Source organism: Streptomyces sp. NPDC058257 (assembly GCF_042881845.1).
Lineage (GTDB): Bacteria > Actinomycetota > Actinomycetes > Streptomycetales > Streptomycetaceae > Streptomyces.
In genome coordinates this window covers 269,028-291,973 of sequence record NZ_JBHVXJ010000009.1, presented here as the reverse complement: position 1 = coordinate 291,973, position 22,946 = coordinate 269,028, and the positions used below count along the sequence as shown (strand labels likewise).

Here is a 22,946-nt window from a genome sequence, read left to right as displayed (position 1 = left end):
GCCGAGGACATCGCCGCGGATCCACCGCCCTCGGACCGGTACGCCGGCGAGCATGCCGAGCTGGTGCTCCTCGCGGCTGAAGGCCCGGTCCATTGCCTCCTCGGCCGCAGGTCCCACCCGGCTGATCGCCGCCCGACTGGCAGCCCCTTCACCCCTGAACTCCAGGAGCGGAAGGTCGATCATAAATCCCCCTTCCGGGGCCGGGTCCGCCACGCGGCGGGGTTCGGGCCGGGGAACACGGAATTGCCAGGGCCTCGCGTCTCCTGGCACATCGATCCATCCGGTCTTGAGGCCCGTCAGGGCAGCGGAGCCGTCGGGCAGGAAGATGTCGACGTAGACGCCGCCCGCGCCGAGCCAGACCCAGCTCATGAAGTAAGCGTGATCGCCGTGGTCAACGGACGACCGTGCGAGCTTTTCCAAACGCTGCCTCTGGTCCAGGGTGCCCTGACGGCCTGGACTAGGTGGTCAGGGCTGGTGAAGGCGACATTACTGAGCCAGCCGCGCCGCAGCAGGGACCAGATGCCCTCGACCGGGTTGAGATCCGGTGCGTATGACGGCAGTTGGTGGACGGTCAGCCAGTCCCGATCGGCGATCCAGGTGCGCATGATTGCGCGGATTTCGGCGTTGCAACCGATTAGACGTTGGAGAGGACGTTGGCTACCAGGCCGAACGCGACTCCAACGCCGAGGGTGATCGGGCCCCGGTAGCTCCTCCAGGCGGACTGCTGAGAACCACTGATGTACGCGCGTAGTTTCGCGAACTGGTCGTCGGGGGTCTGCTCGGCGGCCTTCAGAGCGCCTTGGAAATGCTCCGTCAGACGTTCCCTCACGTTCTCCTCACGCCTTTCGAGTTCAGCCCGCATCCCGCGCCGCCACGCCTCCAGATCCTCGATGCGCTGCTCAGGTGTCGGCACGCCCACCGTGCCCTCGGCAGTCATAGTCACCGAGCCGAGGACGCCGTGAGCCGAGCCGTACACGGTCCGCGGAAACTCCAGGTATGACGCCAAGTTCCGCCGCGCGGTACGGATGTCGTTGACGGTCCACCTGACCCCAACAGCTCCAGTACGGCGGCGATGACGGCAAGAGTGACAGCAGCGGCGGTCAGGCCGGAGCGTAGTTACTGTGCCGGGCTGAGCGCTGCTGGATCAGCCCAGCAGAACGAAATTTGCCGTGGTGCCGACGAGAACCGCCTGGCGCGTGGTGAGCGTGACAGTTGCCGGTCGCCTGTCACCTTCCAGGCTCAAAGCGCGCCACCGCAGGTGCCCGTCGACGGCTCGAAGGAGGGATCCCCCTCTGGATACAACTGTTTGACGCTTTCAAGAGTCGTTCTCGACGCCTCAAGAGCACTGAGGCAGGTCAGGCAACCCTGATGTCAGGTGTTGTTGACCTTGTTGAGCCGAGAGAAAGACACTGATGCGTAAGCGTGCTGTCGTGGCAGCTGTTGTTGGCGCCCTGTCTGCGTTCGCCGTCCAGGGCGGCGCGCAGGCTGACGAACACGAGGGTGATACCCAGATACTCAAGGTGGTCGTCAACGGGGGGCGCGACATTGCCCTCGGCACCACGGAGGCGAAGAAGTTCACCCTCCAGGTGACCGCCAGCGACGATTCGGGCATCAGGGAAGACTTCACCGTCCCGTCGCTGTGGAACGGCACCAAGGGCCTCGTCATTCCGGACAACCCCACCGGCAAGTGTGTACCCCATGCCGGTGCACCTACGACCAGCACGTGCACGTACCGCATGACCTTGCGCCCGCGGATCGATCCCCAGGACAACACCACAGCCGGCACCTGGAAAGCGGATGTCGCGATCAGCGGAAACGACGGCGACTACATGGGTAAGGACGCCGCCGCCACGGTCCAGGTGAGGCGCAACGCCAAGGCGACGGTCAACGCTGCGCCTGAGCCGGTGAAGAAGGGCAAGACGCTGACCGTGACCGGCAGCCTCACCCGCGCGAACTGGGAGACGTACAAATACGCCGGCTACACCGGCCAGCCGGTGAAACTGCAGTTCCGCAAGAAGGGCTCCAGCGCCTACACCACCGTGAAGACGGTGAGCACGGGCAGCCGCGGAGCCTTGAGGACAGACGTGAAGGCCGCGACTGACGGGTACTGGCGCTGGTCGTTTGTCGGCACCTCGAGCACCCACCCCGCCACTACCACTGCCGACTTCGTCGACGTCAGGTAGCCGCCAGCTCGCGTCGACCGCTGCCGGGTTCGCTCATCGGTCACCGTGATCAGGGACGCGCACGGCGGGCGTCGGACAGGTCGCTGGGGTAGCCGCTGTGCGCGGTCACGGGGGGCCTGTCCTTCGTGGGCGGGGTGTCAGGCGGGGCCGGCGCGCAGGTGGGCGCGTTCGCCCTGCTTGCCGAAGATGACCAGCAGTTCCACCGGCTGGTCGTTGTCGGGGCCCAGCCGGTGCGGGACATGGGTGTCGAACTCCGCGACTTCCCCCGGCGCCATCACCAGGACGCGGTCACCGAGGTGAAGGCGGAGCCTGCCGTTGAGAACGTAGATCCACTCGTAGCCCTCGTGTGTCCGGAGCTCGGGCTCACCCGCGGCGGGGCTGATGACGAGCTTGTGCGCGTGCATGCCGCCCGGCCTGCGGGTCAGCGGCACGTACGTCATGCCGTCGCGCGTGACGGGGCGCAGATGCACGCGGGGGTCGCCCGTCTCCGGAGCGCCGACGAGCTCGTCGAGCGGGACGTTGTAGGCGCGGGCCAGGGGCAGCAGCAGTTCCAGGTTGGGCTTGCGGCCTCCGCCCTCCAGGCGGGAGAGCGTGCTCTCCGAGATCCCTGTGAGGTCGGCCAGCGCGGCCAGTGTGATGGCGTGCCTGCGGCGCAGGTCCCGCAGCCGGGGCCCGACACCGGCCAGCACGTTCTCGAAGTCGTCCATGCTCCGCATCTTGCTGAACCGGCATGAGAGATTGCAACTCTTCCGGAGCTGGGCGCACTCTCCTGGCGACGTGAGCCACGCACCCCGTAGCCCACCGAGCCCCTGCCCCTCATTGCTCAGGAGAGCTGCCGATGTCTACCCCCGCCCGCACCGCCGGAAAGGCCCAGGATGCGGATGCACCGGATCCGCGCCGCTGGATGGCCCTGATCGTCGCGTCGGTCGCCACCCTCATGGTCGTGCTGGACGTGTCCATCGTGAACATCGCGCTGCCGCAGGCGCAGAGCGATCTCGCGATGGGCGACGCGAACCGCCAGTGGATGATCACCGCCTACGCACTCGCCTTCGGCGGGCTGCTGCTGCTCGGCGGGCGCATCGCCGACTTCGCCGGCCGCAAGCGCATCCTCGTCATCGGGCTGCTGGGCTTCGCCGCGGCTTCCATGCTCGGCGGACTGGCACCCAACCCGGGCACCCTGTTCACCGCACGCGCCCTGCAGGGCGCCTTCGCCGCGCTCCTGGCACCCGCGGCGCTCTCCCTCATCACTGTGGCCTTCACCGACCCCAGAGAACGCGCCAAGGCATTCGGGATCTTCGGCGCGTTCCAGGGCGGCGGAGGAGCCGTCGGGCTTCTCCTGGGCGGCGTCCTCACCGAGTACGCGGGCTGGCGCTGGTGCATGTACATCAATGTCCCCATCGCCCTGATCGTCGCCCTCGCAGCCCGTCCCTACGTCCGGGAGAGCCGCGCTGCGGGCGACCGGCACTACGACCTCCCCGGCACCCTCCTGGTGACCGGTGGGCTGGTCGCCCTCGTCTACGGCTTCACCCAGGCCGCCGACGGCGACGGCTGGACAGCGCCCGCCACCCTGATCCTCCTGGCCGCCGCCGTTCTGCTGCTGACCGCGTTCGTCCTCGTGGAACGCCGCACCGCCCACCCCCTGCTGCCGCTGCGGGTGGTCATGGAACGCAACCGGGCCGGGGTGTTCCTGGCCAACCTCCTCATCGGCGCCGGCATGTTCGGCATGAACCTGTTCATGACGTACTTCCTGCAGGTCAACCTCCACTACACTCCGCTCCAGGCTGGCATCGCCTTCCTGCCCTTCAGCGCAGGGATCATCGCCACCACCACACTCGGCCCGCCCCTGGTCACCCGCTTCGGCCCCAAGCCCCTGATGGTCGCCGGAACCGCCCTGGCCTCCGCAGGACTGCTCTGGCTCACCCGCCTGGACGCCGCCTCCGCCTACACCGGGGAGGTCCTGCCGACCCAGATCCTCGTAAGCGTCGGCGTGGGCCTGTTCTTCCTGGCGGGCCCCAACGTCGCACTGTCCGGCGTCGATCCGCGCGACGCCGGAGTGGCCAGCGCCGCCCTCACCACCAGCCAGCAGATCGGCGCCGCACTCGGCCCGGCCCTCCTCAACACCCTCTACCTCGCCGCCGTCACCGGCTACCTCACCCCCCGCACCCCGGCCGGCGGCGCAGCATCCCGGGCCCTGCAGCTCCAGGGCTTCCTGCACGGCTATCGCATCGCGTTCATCGTCGCCGGAGTCCTCATGGCCACAGCCGTCCTCGCTCTGGCCGTCCTGGTGAAAACCCCCAAGACACCGTCCGCTCAACTCACCGCTCCAGCCCCCGCCCACTGACCGAAGGGCCACCCGATGCAGGACTCCACCCACAACGCGCAGGCCCCGGCCGAGGCTGCCCGGTTCTGGGAGAACCTCTACCGCGGCAAGGCCGCCGTGTGGAAGGGCGACCCCAACCCGGTACTCGCCGAAACCGCAGTCCAGCTCTCTCCTCCCGGACGCGCCCTGGACCTGGGGTGCGGCGAAGGCGGCGACACCGTCTGGCTCGCCACCCACGGCTGGCACGTCACCGCCGTCGACATCGCCCCCACCGCACTGCGGCGCGTCACGCAGCACACAGCCCGCGCAAGCGTGACCGACCGCGTGTCCACCCGGCAGCACGACCTCGCCGAAACCTTCCCCGCCGGGACATTCGACCTCGTCTCCGCCCAGTACCTCCAGACTCCCTACGACCTCCCCCGCGCCGACATCCTGCGCCGTGCCGCCCACGCCCTCACCCCCGGCGGACTCCTCCTCATCGTCGACCACGGCTCGGTGCGCCCCTGGGCCTGGAACACCGACCCCGGCACCCACTTCCCCTGCCCCGAAGAAATCTTTGACGAACTCGCCCTGGACCCCGCCCGGTTCACCCCTGCCCGCCTGGCCACCCCCGAACGCGAAGCGACCGGCCCAAACGGCCAGACAGCAACCGTGACCGACACCGTCGTCACCATCCGGCGCACCTGAAAACCCCACCCGCCCCGCACCCCGGCTGCGCCACCCTCTACGGCGCGCGCAGCCCTCATCCAAGGAGACCCCTCATGGCAGACCTCTTCTCACCGGTGACCGTCGGCAAGTGGACACTGGACAACCGCATCGTCATGGCACCCATGACCCGCAACCGCGCCACCCCCGACGGTGTGCCGACCGACCTCATGGCCGACTACTACGGGCAGCGGGCCACCGCCGGACTGGTCATCACCGAAGGCGTCCAGCCCAGCACCGTGGGCCAGGGCTACATGAACTCACCCGGCCTGCACACGCCCGCCCAGATCGCCGCCTGGCGCACCGTCGCCGACGCCGTCCACCAAAACGGCGGAAGCATCGTCGCGCAGATCATGCACGCCGGACGCATCTCCCACCCCGACAACAAGCACCACGCCGAAACCGTCGCCCCCAGCGCCATCGCCGCCCCCGGCAAGATGTTCACCGCCACCGGCCCCCAGCCCCACCCCACCCCCCGCGCACTGGACACCGACGAAATCCCCTCCGTCATCGGCGAATACGCCCACGCCGCACGGGCCGCAGTCGACGCCGGACTCGACGGCATCGAACTCCACGCCGCCAACGGCTACCTGCTCCACCAGTTCCTCGCTCCCAACACCAACCAGCGCACCGACTCCTACGGCGGCACCCCCCAGGCACGCGCCGGCTTCGTCATCGAGGTCGCCCAGGCCGTCTCCGACGCCATCGGCAGCGAACGCGTCGGCATCCGCATCTCACCGGCCATCAACCTCCACGGCGCCATCGAAGACGACCCGGACGACACCGCCATCACCTACCGCACACTCGTCGACGCCCTGTCCGCCATGGGCCTGGCCTACCTGCACACCATCGGAGACCCCACCACACCCCTCATCGAGGACCTCTCCCGCCGCTTCGCCGGCCCCCGCATCGTCAGCAACGGCTGGGACCCCGTCACCGACGCCACCATCGCCCAGGCCCTCCTCGACAACGACCAGGCAGACCTCGTCGCCGTCGGACGCGCCTTCATCGCCAACCCCGACCTCGTCCACCGCTGGCAGACCCAGGCACCCCTGAACCAGCCCGACACGAACACCTTCTACGGCGGCGACCACCGCGGCTACACCGACTACCCAGCCCTGTAACAAGGCCACACCGGCACCCCCAAGGCCGCAGGCATCTCGTTCAAGTAGTCGAAAGCAGAGTGTCTTGGGGGTGCTCAGCCGCCGCAGCGATGACGCCCTGTCAGCGCGGCCAAGCGGCAACACGGTGCGCTCATCCCACCCGCTGCGAAGCGCCCCGCACCCGGCAAATTCCCGGAGCAGGCCGTCCGCCGTTCGGCAGTTCGCCGCAGGTTGCGACCTCGGCGCCGACTCCAAGAGCGACGATGCCAGCCTCCCACTCGGGCCCTTGGACGAAGCCGCCGAGATTATCGCGCGGGTCGCGGACCGCATCGACAACAACGGGTGGAGCATCTGCCCGTGCGGCGAGGAGCACGGACAGTCCGAGGCCGGCCAAAGGGTCCCCGACGTCATGCGCGACGACGCCGAGCTCATCAGGAAGAGCCGCGCCAAGAGCGCGCCTCCCTGATGGGTTGATCAGTTGATCGGATATGCCTGTCCGGTTAGTGATCACTAATGCGATGTGGGCCCGGATCGAGCCGTTGATGCCAGCCGATCCGGTCCGTGGACGGCGGTGGGCCGACCACCGTCGAATCCTGGAGGCCATTGCGTGGAAGTACCGCACGTGCTCACCCTGGCGGGATCTTCCCCACGAGCTCGGTGCGTTCCAGACCGCGCACGAACGCCCGCAGCACGGGGAAGATGGTCACCATGGATACAGCACCACTGGCCCTGGTCGAAGCGGGTTGGCAGAAGGTTCGCGACGACGGGCGGGTTCGTCCGGAACTACTCGAAGCGGCCTACGCCGAACCCCGCCTACGCCAGTTGTTCCCCTGGACGGGAATGGGAGAGCTGCATTTCAGCCGCTGCACGGAGTGGCCATGGGCATGGGGCGTTCCTTACATCCAGCCCGCAGCAGACGGCGAGTACTGGGTCTCCGGACCCTTGCGCAGCGAGTCCGTAGGTCCAGCCACGACGGCACAGCAGGCCGTCACGATGGTCGTCGATCGACTCCCTGCCACCTGCGGACCTGCCCTCGTCGGAACCCGAGAAGAACTCGCCGCCCACGAGGCCGGGGCCCGGCCCGCGAACGCCGAGCCCTCAGGGCCCAACCGCTCCGCGAGCTGATCTTGATTTCAACCGTCGTGGCCCAGTTCCGACTATCGCGTCCCGGCTCAGCCGACTCGCACGCCGCATCGACAGCGAGTGACAACTATCGCGAACAAGTGCCATCTACCGCGAAAAGTCACAGCTTCTGCCCTGCGGTGTCCCGACTAGCTCAACTGTGGGGGCACATATGCGCGTTCGAGTTGCTGCAGTCACGACGGTCCTGCTCCTCACGGCTCTCACCGGGTGCGGCGGCGGGGGCGACGACGAACCCGCGGCGAAGCGGCCCACCAAGGCGCCAGCGTCGAAGGAACCGGACGACGGAGACGGTGTCGACAAGACTCTGACGCTGGGAGACCCCGCGCAGACCATCGGCGACGAAGGGGTCGGCGTCCTACAGATCACCCCCGACACCGTCGTGTACGTGAAAGAGGGCAGCGGCGAGAAGTCCGAGTACGGCACGTTCGCTGTGGTCACGATGAAGGTCAAGGCGATGACGGGGGCGCCGGCGGAACAGACCGCGCCGATCACGGGCGACGGCTGGAAGTGGATCGCCCCGGACGGGGAATCGGTCGACTTCGACAGCGGCAACTCCACCATGATCAGCATGGATAAGTACGACAGCGGCGGCGCGGTGCAGCCCGGCACCTACGAGTGGGATTCGGCGGCCTTCGATCTGACGGCCGCGCAGGCGAAGGGTGGCACGCTCCTCTACACCGACGGCGAGAGCACCGCCTACCGGTGGAAGATGCCCGTCGTGGACTCTGGGCCGCGCGTGGCCGAGGTGAAGAAGCAGCTGGGGTACTGAAACGCGGGAATGCCCCCGCCGGGTATTCGTCAAGACCTGTGGATCGGTTGATCTCAGTTTCGTTCACGCGAGTTGACCGCGACGAGTTCGACTTCGAAGCCGTCGTCGTTCTCCAGGTAGGCGGCGTAGTGCTTTCGGCCTCCGGCGTAGGGATGCTGCTCGGGGAACAGCAGGTGCCAGCCGTGCTGGGCGGCGTCGGCCACCAGCTTCTCGGCCGTGGCGGCGTCTTCGACGTGGAAGGCCAGGTGGTTCAGCCCCGGACGGCAGCGGTCGTACTCTTCGGCGGTGAGGGCCGGAGACTGCTCGATGACCAGGTAGGTCGGCCCGAGTTGCCAGCTGCGTCCGTCGTCCCAGCTCTGGAAGGGGGCGTAACCCAGCGCCTCCAGCAGCCAGCCGAGCGAGGCGAGTGCGCGATGGAGGTCCGGCACCCACAGCTCAATGTGATGCAACGTGCCGTGCGACGGTCGGCTCATGCGGCGACCGCCTCGGGGCGTTCGAAGCGGGCTCCGGCTCTGACAGGGGCGACGAGGCGGGGTGCGTTCACGGCTCGCCAGCGGGCTTGGGCGGACTCGACGAGTTTGAACACCATCGCCAGGGCGGCGGCTCGTGAGCCGACCCCTTTGGTGACCTTAGTCCGCAGGTGGGCGGTCGCGAAGGTCGACTCGATCGGGGTCGTGGTGCGCAAGTGGATCCAGTGCTCGGCGGGGAAGTCGTAGAACGGCCCAGGTAAGCCATCGATCAGCCCCTGCTTCGTCACCCGTACCAGCCTCCCATGTCAGTGACGCTGGGCGCGCCCCATTCGCAGCAGGTTCTCAGAGGTTCGTGATGTCCCTACGGGTCGTCCGCCTGTCCGTCGAGCGGCTGCGAACGGTCGACGCGAACAAGACCGTCCGGCGTGTGGTGCCCCCGTACGAGTCCTGCCACATGGAGGGACGAGACATGTTGGGGGCAATGAGCTGATCTTGGCGGGATAGCTCTGGATCCACTCAGAGCTGGGTGTCAGCCACGAGGGCGTTGCCGCGGTTCTCGTACTCACGGCGGGCCTTGCGCTGTGCCGGGATCGCCGCAGTGCCCTCGCCGAACGTCCGTCGGTACGCGCTGGGCGTGACGCCGAACGCGTTCCGGAATCGGCGCCGCAGGTTGACGGCAGAAGAGAGGCCAACCCGTGTGGCAATGGTCTCCACCGGCAGATCGGTCTGCTCCAGCAGAGCCCGGGCCGCATCGAGACGCTGGCCGAGCAGCCACTGTCCAGGGCCGGTCCCGAGCTGTTCAACGAACCGGCGCGCGAGGGTGCGCCCTGATACGCCTGCCTGAGCGGCGAGCTGATCGACAGTCAGGCGGGCATCGAGTTGGGACAAGGCCCATTCCAGGAGCGGCGCCAGTGATTCGGCTGCCCGAGTGCCGGCGTAGGTGGTCGGCGCGGCGTACTGGAGCTGGCTGCCCTCGCGGTGTGGTGGCAGCACCATGCTCCGGGCGATCTGTGCGGCGTACGCGGCGCCGTGGTCGGAGCGCACCAGGTGCAGGCAGAGGTCGATGCCGGCACCGGTACCGGCGCTGGTGGCCACATCGCCGTGGTCGATGTACAGCACGTCCGCATCCACGCTCACCCGAGGGAAGGCAGTGGCGAGCTGGGTGGTGCGGCGCCAGTGGGTGGTGGCGCTGCGCCCGTCGAGAAGCCCGGCCTGGGCCAAGACGAAGGCGCCGGTGCAGATGGCTGCGAGCCGCGCCCCACGCCTGTGTGCGGCCCGCAGTTCGTCAATAACATCCGGCGGGGCGGCCGCACCGGGCGGTTGCCACCCGGGGACGATGACGGTGTCCGCCGCTTGGAGGGCTGCCAGACCCTGCTCGACGAGGATGGAGTGGCCAACCGTGGTACGCACCAGGCCGGGGCGCCGGGCGCACACTGCGAAGTCGTAGTGTGCCGGCAGATCCTGCCGGACGGTGCCGAACACCTCGGCTGCACAGGCGAGTTCAAAGGGTGACTGCGGCTCGTTGAGCAGAGCCACCACCCGGTGACAGGTCATGGCAGGAATGTACCTGAGGATGTCTTTCCAGACTCTGACTCGGCTGGCTTGCCCGGCGGCACAGTGGCCCCATGAGTGAGAGCACCGACACGCCCATGTTGAAGACCGTCGTCCAAGTCGATGACGTCGAACCGCAGGAGGTCGCCCCCGGAATCGTGCGCCGCAGGCTTCAGAGGACGCAGTACGCCCGCGGCTGGTTGATCGACTTTGCCGCGGGGACGGAATGGCCCGAGACCGACGTGCATGCGACCGAGGAGCGGTACTTCGTGGTGAGCGGGGAGGTGATAGACGGCGGGGAGCGCCACGGTCCCGGTTCGTACGTGGTCTTCGCCCCGGGCAGCCGACACCGGCCGCGCACCGAGTCGGGCGCGCGGATGCTCGGCATCACGGTGCTGAACGAGCGTGACCACTAGCTGTCGTCCAGCCCGAAGTCCGTGACCCGCAACGGTGCACCTCGAGCCCCATCGAGCGCGGCCACGCCCAGTCGCGTATCACCACACTGAAGCCCGGCGACGCCGCCGTCTTCAACCTCGCCTACACCATCGACAACACCGGCGACAGCCTCGCGTCCCCGTCGCCATATCGACGCCCTTCTGGCTCCTGCCCGCCATCCAAGCCTGCAGAGGTTGAGCGAGGCCCGCGAGGACCGAGCCTGGGAAGACGCGAGGGCGAAGGACGTGCGCTCTCAAGCTCAGGCCGCTGATCTCCTCAACCTGATCGGGGACGAAGAAGCTGCCCGGCGAGCCGGGGCGGTCGACAACCCCAACGACTATCACGGTGGCTGACCAGGCCGGGGTCAACACTTCGCACGCGTGCGCGGTGTGGCGGTGTGACGGGGCCGCAGCACCGCGGCCCCGGCTGTCAGGTGATGGTTGAATACGCCCCGGTACAAGGTGCCCTAGCACTCCCCGTCTTCGTCGATGACGATCGCGTCGGCGGAGTGCCGGGGCCCGAAGGGCTGCTCGGTGATCGGCCGGGCCAGCACGGCCGTACGCTCCTGAGCCGCCCATTGCTGTGCCGTGTCCGCCGGACTGTCGACACCAGGAACCGCCTGGCCAGCGTGGGTGCCGTCACGGGAACTCCAGTGAGCGCACCCGTGCCCGGGCCAGCACGTACCGGCCGAGGTCAGGCGCGGGCCTGTTCGGGGACCGGCCTTCAGGGGATGGACTCTGTGCCGGAGTGCAGCTGGGGCTGCGGCACACCAGTCATAGACCCACGAGGCCGCCCTGCGCGATCGCTCCGAACAGAGGTCTCATTGCCACCAGAATCTGACGGGGGTCAACTGGATCCGTGTCAACCGTCGGTGGCGCGCGGGAGTCCCTCTGGCCCTCCTGGCGCGCCTATCTGTTCGACCTGTTCTGCCGCTAGGTCACTTCCGTATGCCCGGCACGCCGACAGGCAGACACAAGCCGCCACCAGAACACCAGTGAGGGTCCGCCCGGGATACGCCGGTCGGACCCTCGCCTCGTCATGCCCGGGGTCGGCCAGTGGTTGGACCCGGGGGGCCTCTATGCCGTTCGTCAGCTCTGTGCCGGAGCCCTCCGCACTTCTGCCAGCAGGTTGTCCACGTCCGCGAAGTCCAGCGGCACGATGGGCAGCTTCGCGAGCTGGCTCAGTCTCATGTTCGCGATCATCCGGTAGCGGTGGCTGCCCTCCTTCGGGTACGCGTCGCGCATGGTCTCCCGTACGCGATCAAGGAGGCGGTCGACCGCGGGGCCGCCCACGGGGTGCGCGCGCCACTCGCCGATAGTCGAGTCGGCGTCCAGGAGCGGAGCGTACGGGTCTCCCTCGACCGTGACCGTCGTGGTCAGGCGGATGTCGCGGCTGGAGGCGCCTACGTCGACGCGGTATTCGAGTCCTTCGACGAGCCAGGCGTCGACGCCGATATCGAAGTACGCGAGGTCCGCACGGGCTATGCGCAGGGTGACGTCGCGGGTCTCCCCCGGGGTGAGCAACACCGCGGCGAACGCCTTCAGCTCCCGTATGGGACGGGCCACTTTCGAGCCCGGTGCACCCACGTACACCTGCACCACCTCGTGCCCGGCGCGCGGCCCGGTGTTCGTGACTGTCAACGTGACGTCGAGCCCGGTGGCGTCCTGGGCCACCCGCAGATCGGTCTGCTCGAAGGTCGTGTATGACAGGCCGTGTCCGAAGGGGTACGAGACCTCCATCTCGCGGGCGTCGTAGTGGCGGTATCCGACGAACAGCCCCTCGGCGTACCGCGCGTGGCCCCTCTCTCCCGGCCAGTCGAGGTGGGCAGGGGTATCGGCGAGGCGCAGCGGGACGGTTTCGGTGAGGCGACCGGCCGGGTTGGCGTGACCGAAGAGCAGGTCCGCGGTGGCGGAGCCACCGGCCTGGCCGGCCAGCCAGCCCTCCAGGACGGCCGGTACGTCGTCGATCCAGCCGGAGAGGCGGACGACGCTGCCGTTGGCGAGTACCACGATCGTGTTCGGGTTGACTGCCGTCACCGCGTCGAGCAACTCGGTCTGCTCGGCGGGGAGTTCGATGTGGTCGCGGTCGTACCCCTCGGACTCGAAGCTCGGCGGGAGACCGAGGAAGAGGACGGCCACGTCGGCTTCGCGGGCGGCTCGTACTGCTTCCTCGCGCAGACCGGTCACGTCGCCGTCCGGGTCGTCGACGGGAAAGCCGGGCGCGAAGTCGATACGGGCGGCAGGTGCGGCGGCGGTGAGGGCGGTGAGCGCGTCGTCAAGCCGGGTCGGGGTGACGCGCGAGCTGCCCGCGCCCTGGTAGCGGGGCGTACGGGCGAACTCGCCGAGTACCGCGATGCGTGCGCCAGTGGCGGGGTCGAGGGGCAGCAGTCCGCCCTCGTTCTTCAGGAGTACGGCACCGCGGGCGGCGGCCTCGCGGGAGAGGGCGTGGTGGGCGTCCTGGTCGTAGGAGGCGTCCGGGTCGGCGTGCAGGACCGCCCTGCGGGCGAGTGCGACCACGCGTGCGGCACTGACGTCGAGGACCTTCTCGTCGATTTCGCCGGAGGCCGCCGCCGCGACAAGACGGGCAGGACCGAATCCCGAGGACGAGGGCATTTCGAGGTCGAGTCCGGCGGCGAGGGAACGGGCCCGGTCGACGACGGCGCCCCAGTCCGAGACGACGACGCCTTCGTAGCCCCATTCGTCGCGCAGCACCTCGGTGAGGAGCCAGTGGTTCTCCGAGGAGTGCACACCGTTGAGGCGGTTGTAGGCGCACATGACGGTCCAGGGCCCGGCCTCGGTGACCACGCGGCGGAAGGCGGGGAGGTAGATCTCGCGCAGGGTGCGGGCGTCGATGTCGGAGCTGACCGTCATGCGGTCGTTCTCCTGGTTGTTGGCGGCGAAGTGCTTGAGTGAGGTGCCGACGCCCTGCGACTGGACGCCGTTCACCCAGGCGGTACCGAGGGCGCCGCTGAGCAGCGGGTCCTCGGAGAAGTACTCGAAGTTGCGCCCGCACAGGGGGCTGCGCTTGATGTTGACGCCGGGGCCGAGGAGTACGTGCACGCCCTGGGCGAGCGACTCGCGGCCCAGCGCCCGGCCGACGCGTTCGGCGAGAGCGGTGTCCCAGCTGCTCGCGAGGGTGACGGCGGGCGGGAAGCAGGTGGCCGGGGCGCTGTCGATGATGCCGAGCTGGTCGACCCGGTCGTCTTTCTGCCGTCGCAGTCCGTGCGGTCCGTCGGCGAGGCGGAACTCCGGGATGTCCGCGTGCGGGAAGCTCTCGGTGATCCACCAGCTCGCCCCGGTAGTCAAAGTGGCCTTCTCTTCGATGCTCAGCCGGGCCACCGCTTCTTCGGGGGTGGTGGCTGCCGTGGGGTCGGTCACTGTGTGCTCCTTGCGTGTTCTGATTGCGTGTTCTGAAGGGAAGTCGGGAGTCCTCAGGGGAAGTCGGGGGGCCTCAGCGCACGCTGCGGACCCGCAGGACCGCGATCGCGCCGAGCACCCCGAAGATCGCCGCTGCGGGGAACAGGGCCTGGTAGCCGAGCCCTAGGACGACGGCCGCGGCGACGGCCGGTGCGAGCGCCTGTGGCAGGGCGGCGGCGATGTTGATGACGCCGAGGTCGCGGGCGAACGACTTGTGGGAAGGCAGTACTTGGGAGATCAGGGCGGTGTCCACGCCCTGGAAGCAGCCGAAGCCGACGCCCACCAGGAACGCCATCACGAGCATCCCGGTCACGGTCGGCACGGCCAGCGGAACGAGCATGGCGCAGCCGATGAGGGAGGCCGAGGCGACGACGAAGGGTTTGCGTCTGCCGAGCCGGTCCGAGAGCGGGCCGCAGATGAGCGTGGCCGGGAGTATTCCGGCTACTCCCGCGACGGCGAGGGCGGGCACCTTGCCGATCGCCCCGTCCCCGAGGCCGACGTAGTCCTGGAGGATGTAGAGCTTGTATCCGATGACCAGGAAGTACGACTGGAAGGTGCAGAGCCGGCCGACGAAGACCCAGAAGAAGTCGGGGTGCTTATGCGGATCGGGCAGCAGGTTCCGCAGGAACTCGCCCGCGCGGAAAGGCTCTTGGGGCACGTCCCGGCTGGACCGGTCCGGGTTGAGGGTGACGAACACGCTCACTGCGACGACCGAGAAGGCTGCCAGCAGCACGTACGCCAGGGTGATGTGGGCCTCCAGTACGGAACCCAGGATCTGCCCGAACAGTGATCCGCACATGGAACTGATCCCGAGCACCGCCGAGTACTGGCCACGCCTGGCGACCGGCACCCGGTCGGGCATCGCGGCGGACAGCGGGGCCATCGCGAAGTTGTAGCCGAGTTGCACGAAGCACCAGGCGGCCAGGATCGCGGGCACGGAGCTCATGAACGCCATGGCGAGCAGCGCGGTGCCACCGGTCAGCGCACCGGCCACGATCCAGGGTGTGCGCCGGCCGAACCGCGTTCGGGTCCGGTCGGAGACCGTACCGGCGACGGGCTGCGCCACCATGGCGACGATCGCACCGACGGTGGCGACCAGCGCCAGGGAGCCGACCTTGGCGTCCTCGCCGACGGTGCGCTGGATCTGGAGGGCCAGCAGGACACCGGGCACGGCGCCCCAGACGAGGGCGATGCTCAGGGTGGCGGGCCCCGCGCAGGCCATCATGCGCCACAGCGCCCGCCCGCTCACGGTCGGGCCGGTGCCCGGCGCGACAGGCGGGGCTACGAATTTCTCAACGCGTCCTTGCACGGGCGGGACCTTCTCTCGTCCGGACACAACGGTGTGCACCGGCTTCGGATCGTGCGGGATCGTGCGGTCGCTTCGAAACAGTACGGCGTACTGTTTTTGAGGACAAGGGTCGACTGCCCCGAGTTCGCTGCGGCACATAGGCTGACCCCGTGAAAGCGAAGACCTCGTACGCCAAGGGCGTCGCCAAGCGGGAGGAGATCCTCCAGGTCACCCTGGAGATCTTCGGCCGGGAGGGCGAGCGGAACACGACGCTGCGTGCGGTCGCCAAGGAGAGCGGCATCAGCCTCACCGGCGTGATGCACTACTTCGAGTCCAAGGACCACCTCCTCACCGAGGTGCTGCGCGCGAGCGACCGGGCGGCGGAGGCACGGTTCCGGGCCCCGGACGCCGTGCGCGACCCGGGCGAGTTCCTGGCCCTGGCCCTGACGGCGAACGCCGCGAACGCGGCCCGCGCCCGGCTGTACGTCACCCTCGTCGCCGCGTCGACCGACTCGGCCCACCCGGCGCACGCGTACTTCAAGGAGCGTTATGCCCTCCTGCGCGCGACGATCGTCGCGCACTTGGAGGCCGAACAGCTCCCCTCCGTGGACGCCGACTTCACCGCCTCGGCCCTCATCGCCGCGTCCGACGGCATCATGCTCCAGTGGCTGAGCGACCCGGCCATCGACATGGCCGACCACGTGCGCCGCGTGTGGCGCACGTTCACGGCCTGACCCTCACCCCGCCACCGTCCTGAACCCGCAGTTCCCGCTGCTGGAACCGGGGGTGTTGGCCGAGCGGGCCGCCACACGGTAGCGGTGGCAGTACGAGTGGTGGCAGAGGTACGAGCCGCCGCGCATCACCCGCCGGTCGCCACTCTCCGGCCCTCGCGGATCGGCCGACGGCGACTGCGCGTAGTAGTCCGGCGCGAACCGGTCGGCGCACCACTCCCACACGTTCCCGGCGACCTCGTACAGCCCGAAACCGTTGGGCGAGTACGTCCGTACGGGCGCGGTCGCTAGATGGCCGTCGGCGCCCGTGTTCTCGTACGGGAAGCGGCCCTGCCAGATGTTGCACCGCCACCGGCCGCCGGGGAGCAGCTCGTCGCCCCAGGCGAAGCGCCGCCCTTCGAGGCCACCCCGCGCCGCGTACTCCCACTCGGCCTCCGTCGGCAGCCGACGCCCCGCCCACGCGCAATAGGCGACGGCGTCGTCCCAGGCCACGTGCACGACGGGGTGGTCGGGTTCGGCGTCGGACAGCGGGCCGTGCGGGTGGCGCCAGTCGGCTCCGCGCACGTCGAGCCACCACGGGACGGTGGGGTCGGCGGCGGCGATGTCGGGGCGTTCGGCGGCGACCGCGAGGTGGAAGACGGCCGAGCTCCCCTCCCGCTCGGCCACGGTGACGTACCCGCTCTCCTCGGCGAAGGCCCGGAACATCGCCACGGTGACGGTGGTGACGTCGATGCCGAACGACGCGACGCGCACCGTGTGCACAGGACGTTCGCCGTCTGCCGGATACCCCTCGTCGAAAGCGTCACCCATCGAGAACTCACCGCCCTCCAGGGCGACTTGATCGTGCACGGGAGGATCCGCGGCCGACACGGGGAGCGGTCCGGAGGCACCGGGCCGGGGAACGGATGCGCAGCAGTCCATTGACGTCTCCATGACCCGAGTATATGAATACGCACATAGGTGAGAACACACATAGGGAGTCGCCAAGGTGAAGTTCGAGTACGTGCTGCTGGGTCTGCTGGCTCGCCGCCCCTACAGCGGCTACGACCTGCGCAAGTGGCTGGAGACCGAGGGGCAGTTCGTGTGGGCGAAGGCGCATCACAGCCAGATCTACCGAAAACTCGCCCAACTGGAGGGCGAGGGCTGGGTGCGACACGAGGTCGACGCACGCGAGGGGCGCCCGGACGCGAAGGTCTACCGGCTGACCGAAAGCGGGCACAACGCGCTGATGGACTGGGTACGTGCGCCGTACGAGCCCTCGACCCGACTCCAGGACATCGACTTCACCGCCCGCTTCAGCGTGTGCGCTCCCCTGGACAGGGACACGGCGATCGGCCTGCTCCGTACCGAACTCGACTACCGCCGCGCGCAGATCGCCAAGAACCGCCACCGCGACCGAACCCTGCACTACGAGGACCCGCTGCCGGGCCTCGATCAGAACCTGGACCGGGAGGTCCAGGAGTCGCTGCACCTGCTGGGCGCGAGGGCGATGGACACCTGGGTCGACTGGCTGGAGCAGACCCTTCACCGGATGACCGGAAGCCGTACCGCCGACCGTACGACCGGTGAGGAGTCCGCCTGATGAAGGCCATCATGGTCATGTTCGACAGCCTCAACCGTCACATGCTGCCTCCGTACGGGGGCGACTGGACACACGCCCCGAACTTCGCCCGCCTCGCCGAGCGTGCCGTCACCTTCGACAACGCGTACGCCGGGTCGATGCCGTGCATGCCGGCCCGCCGCGAGATCCACACCGGGCGGCACAACTTCCTGCACCGCAGCTGGGGACCGCTGGAGCCGTTCGACGACTCGATGCCGGAACTCCTCAAGCAGAACGGCGTCTACACCCACCTGGTCAGCGACCACCCACACTACTGGGAGGACGGCGGCGCGACTTACCACGGCCGCTACCACACCTGGGAGTTCTTCCGCGGGCAGGAGGGCGACCCGTGGAAGGGACAGGTGGCCGACCCGCCGATACCCGAGGACCTCAAGAAGATGCGGTTCGGCCCCGGCTACCGGCAGGACTGGATCAACCGGCAGCACACGGCCACCGAGGACCGGCACCCACAGACCCTCACCTTCGACGCCGGCCTCGAATTCGTCACGGCGAACAAGAACGCCGACCGGTGGTTCGTCCAGATCGAGACCTTCGACCCGCACGAACCCTTCTTCAGCCCGCAGCGCTACAAGGACCTCTACCCGCACGACTACGACGGCCCGCACTTCGACTGGCCCGACTACAAACGCGTGGTGGAAACCGACGAACAGGTCGAGCATGGGCGGATGGAGTACGGGGCGCTCCTCTCCATGTGCGACCAGTCGCTGGGGCGGGTCCTGGACACCATGGACGAACTGGAGCTGTGGGACGACACCCTGCTGATCGTCAACACCGACCACGGACTGCTGCTCGGCGAGAAGGGCTGGTGGGGCAAGAGCGTCCAGCCCTGGTTCAACGAACTGGTCCACCTCCCCCTGTTCGCCTGGGACCCCCGCACGGCCGCCGCGGGCGCGCGGCGGGGGGCTCTCGTACAGACCGTCGACCTCGCCCCGACCTTCCTCGAATTCTTCGGCGTCGAGCGCCCCAGCGACATGCAGGGCGCACCACTGCCGATGGCCACCGACACACCCGTACGGGAGGCCGGTCTCTTCGGCATCCACGGCGGACACGTCAACGTCACCGACGGGCGACACGTGTACATGCGCGCGCCCGCTTCACCCGACAACTCCCCCTTGTACGAGCACACGTTGATGCCGACGCACATGCGGGGCCGGTTCTCGCCCGCCGAGCTCGTCGGCCTGGAGCTGGCCGAACCGTTCGACTTCACCAAGAACGTCCGCACAGTGCGCGTACCGGCCCGCACCATGTTCAACCCGTACCACCACGGCACCCTCCTCTTCGATCTGGAGAGCGACCCCGGACAGAACACCCCGCTCGTCGACGACGCGGCCGAACTGCGCATGGCGACCCTGATGACCGAGCTGATGCGGGCCAACGACGCACCGCCCAGCCAGTACGCGCGCCTGGGCCTGCCCGAGCACGGACCGGTCGGGGACGAGCACCTCCTGATACGGGCCCAGCGCGCCCAGGCCGAGCGCGCGACGCAACCGCTGCCCCGCATGGCGGACTACCCGGAGGGCCGGCTCTCGCTGCGTACCCCGTTCCGGGCGCTCATCGCCGACCCGTTCGCCGTCGAGGTGCTGCGCACCCATCTGCCGGGCGTGGTGGACTCCGAACTGCTCCAGATGGTCGGGGCGACACCGCTGATCGATCTCGCGGCGACGGCGGGGGCGCTGTTCCCGTCCGATGCGCTGCACCGGGTCGCCGAGGATCTCGCGAAACTCTGACCCCACGCAGTCGCCGCTCCCCCGCGCGGCCCTCTCTCCCACGCTCCTCCCCCGCGCGGCCCTCTCTCCCACGCCCCTCTCGCGCGCGGCCCACCCAGGGCCCACTGCTCGCCGCCTCGCCGCACAGAATCGAGAAGGCACCATGACGACCGAGCTCAGCAAAGACGCTGCGCCCCCCGGCCCGGCTACCGGCTCAACTCCCGCACAGATCAAGGGCCGGTGGCGACAACTCTCCCTGCTCGGCGGCACCATGGTCGTCGACAACACCGAGGCCAGCCTGGTCAGCAGCCTCTTCCCGCTGATCCGCCAGTCCCTCGGCGTCTCGCTCGGCGCCCTGGGCATCCTCACCGCGGCCAGCAAGATCGTGGGCGTCTTCACCGGCCCCTTCTGGGTGTGGGCGGCTCAGCGCTGGTCGCGCAAGAGCGTGCTCGTCGTGGCCACCGGCCTGTGGGGCGTCTGGGGCATCGCCGCGGGCTTCTCCCAGAACTTCACCCAACTCCTCATCCTGTACACCATATTGGCGGCCGGATACGCCGCCGCGAACCCGATCATCACCGAGATCATCGGCGACCTCTTCGGCAGTTCCTCCCGCGGCCGTGCCGTCGGTGTCCTGTACGGATCTATCTCGCTGGTCAGTGCGGTGATCGGGCCGCTCCAGGGGCAGCTCGCCGGCGTGGACGAGGGCTGGCGCTGGGGCCTGTGGGGCATCGGCGCGTTCAACCTCCTGCTCGGTCTCGCCCTGCTGGTCTGGTTCCGCGACCCAGGTCGGGGTGCCGCCGAGGAGCAACTCGCCGACCTGGACCAGGCCACCCGTGAAGCCCATTCGAAGCTCACCTGGGCCCAGGCGTTCTCGCTCCTCAAGATCCGCAGTCTGGTGATCCTGATCGTCTCGCGGCTGCTGTCCGGGCACCTGCTGGTGGTCACGTTCGGCGTGGTCTTCCTGGTGGACGTGCACGGTTTCAGCACCCAGAAGGCCTCACTCGTCAGCCTGCCCTTCGGTGTCGGCTACTTCCTCGGAACCCTCCTGGGCGGGGCAGCCGCCGACTGGGCCTCGCGGCGCAGTCCCCGTTTCGGACCGGTCGCCGTCCTCCAGGCGGCCCAGCTCGCCTTCGCCGTATTCGCTTTCTTCGGCAGCCAGTTCCACTACGACAGCATCCTCGTGTACGGCGTCTTCTTCGCACTGCTCGGCACGTCACAGGGCATCAACCCGAGCGTCAACCGGCCGATGGTCATGGCCATCACCCCGCCCGAACTCCGGGGCGCCGCCTTCGCGTTGTACGTGTCCGTCGCCGAGTCGATCGCCTGGGCGGGCTACAGCCTCGGCGCGGGATTCCTCGCCGAAGCCGTCGGGCTCCGTGCGGTCTTCCTCTGGGTCCTGGTCGTCCTGATGCTGGTGAACGGCCTCTTCCTCACTCTGCTCTACCGCCCCTACGCCACCGACACCGCCCGCGTACAGCGGGAACTGGACGCCCGGCGCAGGGCCGCCCTGACCGAGCCCCGCTAACTGCAAACAACACCCTGGATCGAGAACAGCTGATGACACCCGCACGCCACCTGCCCGACGGCTTCCTCTGGGGCGCCTCCACCGCCGCGCACCAGATCGAGGGCAACAACACCAACAGCGACTGGTGGCTCTTCGAGCACACGGAGAACCCGTATATCAAGGAGCCCAGCGGCGATGCCTGCGACAGCTACCACCGCTGGCCCGAAGACATGGACCTGCTGGCCGAACTGGGCTTCACCGACTACCGGTTCAGCATCGAGTGGGCGCGCATCGAGCCCGCTCCCGGCGAGTTCTCCCAGGCCGCGATCGCCCACTACCGGCGCATGGTCGAGGGTGCGCACGAGCGTGGCCTGCGGCCCCTGGTGACGCTGCACCACTTCACCGCTCCCCGGTGGTTCATGGAGCGCGGCGGATGGGCCTCCGCCGGTTCGGACGAACTGTTCGCCCGCTACCTGACGGCAGCCGCGCCCGTCTACGCCACCGACGTGACCTATGCCTGCACCATCAACGAGCCCAACATGCTCACCTCCATGGCCACGCTCCAAAAGGCCCATCTCGCCGGAAGCCAAATACCCACGTTCGGGCCGACAGTGCCGGACGGCGCCACCACCGAAGCTCTCCTACGTGCGCACGGCCGGGCAGTGGAGACGGTCAAGTCCATTGCCCCGCACGTGCGTTGCGGCTGGTCCATCGCGAACCAGGTGTACCAGCCGCTGCCGGGGGCGGAGGACGTCGCGGCGGCGGTCCGATACCCGCGCGAGGACGTCTTCCTCGAAGCGGCCCGCGGCGACGACTGGCTCGGCGTGCAGTCGTACACCCGCACCCGCGTCGGCCACGACGGCCCGCTGCCCGCACCGCCGGAAGTCGAACACACCCTCATGGGCTGGGAGTACTACCCCCGCGCCCTGGGAGAGGCGCTGCGCCACAGTGCCGCCGTCGCCCCCGGCGTCCCGCTGATCGTCACCGAGAACGGCATCGCCACCGCCGACGACACCCGCCGCATCCACTACACCGCCGACGCCCTCGACTCCCTCGCCGACGCCATGGACGACGGTGTCGACGTCCGCGGCTACTTCCACTGGAGCGCGCTCGACAACTACGAGTGGGGCCGCTACACACCCACCTTCGGCCTGATCGCCGTCGACCGCGAGACCTTCGCCCGTACCCCCAAGGCCTCCGCCGCATGGCTCGGCGCCACGGGACGCACCCGGACCCTGCCTCTCGCTCCCCGGTCGAAGCAGACGACCTGAGGCTCCCGGAAGCGGTCGACCATGGTGTCCAGATCCCCTTGGGGGATGGGAGACCCAGCGCGTACGCAATAGCTGGTGTCACACTCGGCGAGTGGTGGGGGCGCCAGTCCCGTCCTGCCGGCGAGTCATCACCACGTCTCTGATCCGGCTCTCGACAGCGGCAGTTGGGCGACCTCGCCGTACAGTTTCCAACCGCTCTGGTACGAGATCACTCACGAAGGCCCTCAGGAGGTGCCGACACGAGGACGTCGGGCACCACCTTGCTAGCCGAAGGCTCTACAGCCCGACGCGTACCAGACACACCCCCTGCGTCCACGCGACCACCACCACCCACGAGCACCCCGGACCGCCCGCCGCTCTGCTGCAGGGCGTCGACCGCCGCCATGCAGCATTCAGGCATCACGGTCGGTACTCGAACAGCACGAAGGAACAAGGACCCCGCCTGCAACAGCTCCGGAACGGGAGCGCCGGCAAGATACGCCGCGGTCTGCTCGCTGTCCCACAGCTTCGAGGTCCATGACGTCGGCGAGGAGTTCGAAATTGGCAGCCGAGTCGCCGTGGGGCGTCGGGTGGCCAATCCGGGGTGGCCACAAACGGCAGAAGCGTGAAAGACACACCCGACTTCCCTGGGTAGATGAACCGAACAAAGGGCTCACCATGTCCCGCAGAACCACGTAGGGAAGCGTGACGCTTCTGCGAACAATTCCCTCCGCACAACACCAGGCAGCAG

At 68.8% G+C, this 22,946-nt stretch carries 20 protein-coding genes and 3 pseudogenes; 14 read left to right on the top strand and 9 right to left on the bottom strand.

The window, feature by feature from the left end:
* Window positions 1-443 precede the first annotated feature (443 nt).
* Together ACFVXC_RS23160 and ACFVXC_RS23155 are read right to left on the bottom strand one after the other, a co-directional pair.
* Window positions 444-611, bottom strand: a pseudogene (locus tag ACFVXC_RS23160) (transposase); the annotation flags it as partial.
* Window positions 612-634: 23 nt separating this feature from the next.
* On the bottom strand, window positions 635-943 hold the full coding sequence (locus ACFVXC_RS23155) for a hypothetical protein (protein ID WP_389907957.1): 309 nt from the start codon (window positions 941-943) through the stop codon (window positions 635-637).
* 487 nt (window positions 944-1,430) lie between these two features.
* On the opposite strand from ACFVXC_RS23155, the gene ACFVXC_RS23150 reads away from it, so the two are divergent.
* Complete coding sequence (locus tag ACFVXC_RS23150) at window positions 1,431-2,183, top strand: calcium-binding protein (RefSeq protein ID WP_389907955.1); 753 nt, start codon at window positions 1,431-1,433, stop codon at window positions 2,181-2,183.
* A gap of 137 nt (window positions 2,184-2,320) precedes the next feature.
* Here ACFVXC_RS23150 and ACFVXC_RS23145 read toward each other — a convergent pair whose 3' ends face one another.
* Entirely contained in the window at window positions 2,321-2,890 is a 570-nt protein-coding gene (locus ACFVXC_RS23145) for a helix-turn-helix domain-containing protein (RefSeq protein ID WP_389907953.1), read from the bottom strand.
* Window positions 2,891-3,021: 131 nt separating this feature from the next.
* Here ACFVXC_RS23145 and ACFVXC_RS23140 point away from each other — a divergent pair, with 131 nt between their 5' ends.
* The 7 genes and pseudogenes from ACFVXC_RS23140 (at window position 3,022) to ACFVXC_RS23110 (ending at window position 8,223) form a co-directional block, all read left to right on the top strand.
* Window positions 3,022-4,524 (top strand): MFS transporter, encoded by a 1,503-nt coding sequence (locus tag ACFVXC_RS23140; protein ID WP_389907951.1) that lies wholly within the window; start codon window positions 3,022-3,024, stop codon window positions 4,522-4,524.
* 15 nt (window positions 4,525-4,539) lie between these two features.
* Complete coding sequence (locus ACFVXC_RS23135) at window positions 4,540-5,190, top strand: SAM-dependent methyltransferase (protein ID WP_389907949.1); 651 nt, start codon at window positions 4,540-4,542, stop codon at window positions 5,188-5,190.
* 74 nt (window positions 5,191-5,264) lie between these two features.
* Window positions 5,265-6,332: an alkene reductase gene (locus tag ACFVXC_RS23130; RefSeq protein WP_389907947.1), complete on the top strand. Its 1,068-nt coding sequence runs from the start codon at window positions 5,265-5,267 to the stop codon at window positions 6,330-6,332.
* A 265-nt stretch (window positions 6,333-6,597) separates the two neighbouring features.
* Window positions 6,598-6,777: a hypothetical protein gene (locus ACFVXC_RS23125; protein WP_389907945.1), complete on the top strand. Its 180-nt coding sequence runs from the start codon at window positions 6,598-6,600 to the stop codon at window positions 6,775-6,777.
* 22 nt (window positions 6,778-6,799) lie between these two features.
* A pseudogene (locus tag ACFVXC_RS23120) lies at window positions 6,800-6,994 on the top strand (transposase); the annotation flags it as partial.
* Window positions 6,995-7,019: 25 nt separating this feature from the next.
* Window positions 7,020-7,436 carry a DUF6193 family natural product biosynthesis protein gene (locus ACFVXC_RS23115; protein WP_389907943.1) on the top strand — a complete coding sequence of 139 codons (417 nt, stop codon included), beginning with the start codon at window positions 7,020-7,022 and terminating at the stop codon, window positions 7,434-7,436.
* A 169-nt stretch (window positions 7,437-7,605) separates the two neighbouring features.
* Window positions 7,606-8,223 carry a hypothetical protein gene (locus ACFVXC_RS23110; protein ID WP_389907941.1) on the top strand — a complete coding sequence of 206 codons (618 nt, stop codon included), beginning with the start codon at window positions 7,606-7,608 and terminating at the stop codon, window positions 8,221-8,223.
* A gap of 53 nt (window positions 8,224-8,276) precedes the next feature.
* Here ACFVXC_RS23110 and ACFVXC_RS23105 read toward each other — a convergent pair whose 3' ends face one another.
* The 3 genes and pseudogenes from ACFVXC_RS23105 to ACFVXC_RS23095 form a co-directional block, all read right to left on the bottom strand.
* Complete coding sequence (locus tag ACFVXC_RS23105; RefSeq protein ID WP_389907939.1) at window positions 8,277-8,696, bottom strand: VOC family protein; 420 nt, start codon at window positions 8,694-8,696, stop codon at window positions 8,277-8,279.
* Window positions 8,693-8,941 (bottom strand): annotated as a pseudogene (locus tag ACFVXC_RS23100) (IS256 family transposase); the annotation flags it as partial. The pseudogene ACFVXC_RS23100 and the gene ACFVXC_RS23105, both read right to left, overlap by 4 nt.
* Window positions 8,942-9,209: 268 nt before the next feature.
* Window positions 9,210-10,247 (bottom strand): GlxA family transcriptional regulator, encoded by a 1,038-nt coding sequence (locus ACFVXC_RS23095; protein WP_389907937.1) that lies wholly within the window; start codon window positions 10,245-10,247, stop codon window positions 9,210-9,212.
* Between the two features lie 71 nt (window positions 10,248-10,318).
* Here ACFVXC_RS23095 and ACFVXC_RS23090 point away from each other — a divergent pair, with 71 nt between their 5' ends.
* Entirely contained in the window at window positions 10,319-10,660 is a 342-nt protein-coding gene (locus ACFVXC_RS23090) for a cupin domain-containing protein (RefSeq protein ID WP_389907935.1), read from the top strand.
* 1,107 nt (window positions 10,661-11,767) lie between these two features.
* Here ACFVXC_RS23090 and ACFVXC_RS23085 read toward each other — a convergent pair.
* Together ACFVXC_RS23085 and ACFVXC_RS23080 are read right to left on the bottom strand one after the other, a co-directional pair.
* A complete protein-coding gene (locus tag ACFVXC_RS23085; RefSeq protein WP_389907933.1) occupies window positions 11,768-14,056 on the bottom strand; it encodes a glycoside hydrolase family 3 C-terminal domain-containing protein in 2,289 nt (762 codons plus the stop codon).
* Window positions 14,057-14,129: 73 nt separating this feature from the next.
* On the bottom strand, window positions 14,130-15,404 hold the full coding sequence (locus tag ACFVXC_RS23080) for an MFS transporter (protein WP_389907931.1): 1,275 nt from the start codon (window positions 15,402-15,404) through the stop codon (window positions 14,130-14,132).
* A 149-nt stretch (window positions 15,405-15,553) separates the two neighbouring features.
* On the opposite strand from ACFVXC_RS23080, the gene ACFVXC_RS23075 reads away from it, so the two are divergent.
* Window positions 15,554-16,117, top strand: coding sequence for a TetR/AcrR family transcriptional regulator (locus tag ACFVXC_RS23075; protein ID WP_389907929.1), 564 nt, complete (start codon window positions 15,554-15,556; stop codon window positions 16,115-16,117).
* A gap of 3 nt (window positions 16,118-16,120) precedes the next feature.
* Here the strand turns inward: ACFVXC_RS23075 and ACFVXC_RS23070 are convergent, their stop codons facing one another.
* Entirely contained in the window at window positions 16,121-17,047 is a 927-nt protein-coding gene (locus ACFVXC_RS23070) for a formylglycine-generating enzyme family protein (protein WP_389907927.1), read from the bottom strand.
* 55 nt (window positions 17,048-17,102) lie between these two features.
* Between ACFVXC_RS23070 and ACFVXC_RS23065 the strand changes: the two genes are divergently transcribed.
* From ACFVXC_RS23065 to ACFVXC_RS23050, 4 genes are all read left to right on the top strand, one after another.
* Window positions 17,103-17,696 carry a PadR family transcriptional regulator gene (locus ACFVXC_RS23065; RefSeq protein WP_389907925.1) on the top strand — a complete coding sequence of 198 codons (594 nt, stop codon included), beginning with the start codon at window positions 17,103-17,105 and terminating at the stop codon, window positions 17,694-17,696.
* Entirely contained in the window at window positions 17,696-19,462 is a 1,767-nt protein-coding gene (locus ACFVXC_RS23060; protein WP_389907923.1) for a sulfatase, read from the top strand. Before ACFVXC_RS23065 ends, ACFVXC_RS23060 begins: the two co-directional genes overlap by 1 nt.
* Window positions 19,463-19,604: 142 nt before the next feature.
* Entirely contained in the window at window positions 19,605-20,966 is a 1,362-nt protein-coding gene (locus ACFVXC_RS23055; protein WP_389907921.1) for an MFS transporter, read from the top strand.
* Window positions 20,967-20,998: 32 nt separating this feature from the next.
* Window positions 20,999-22,216, top strand: coding sequence for a glycoside hydrolase family 1 protein (locus ACFVXC_RS23050; RefSeq protein ID WP_389907919.1), 1,218 nt, complete (start codon window positions 20,999-21,001; stop codon window positions 22,214-22,216).
* The last annotated feature ends 730 nt before the right edge of the window (window positions 22,217-22,946 follow it).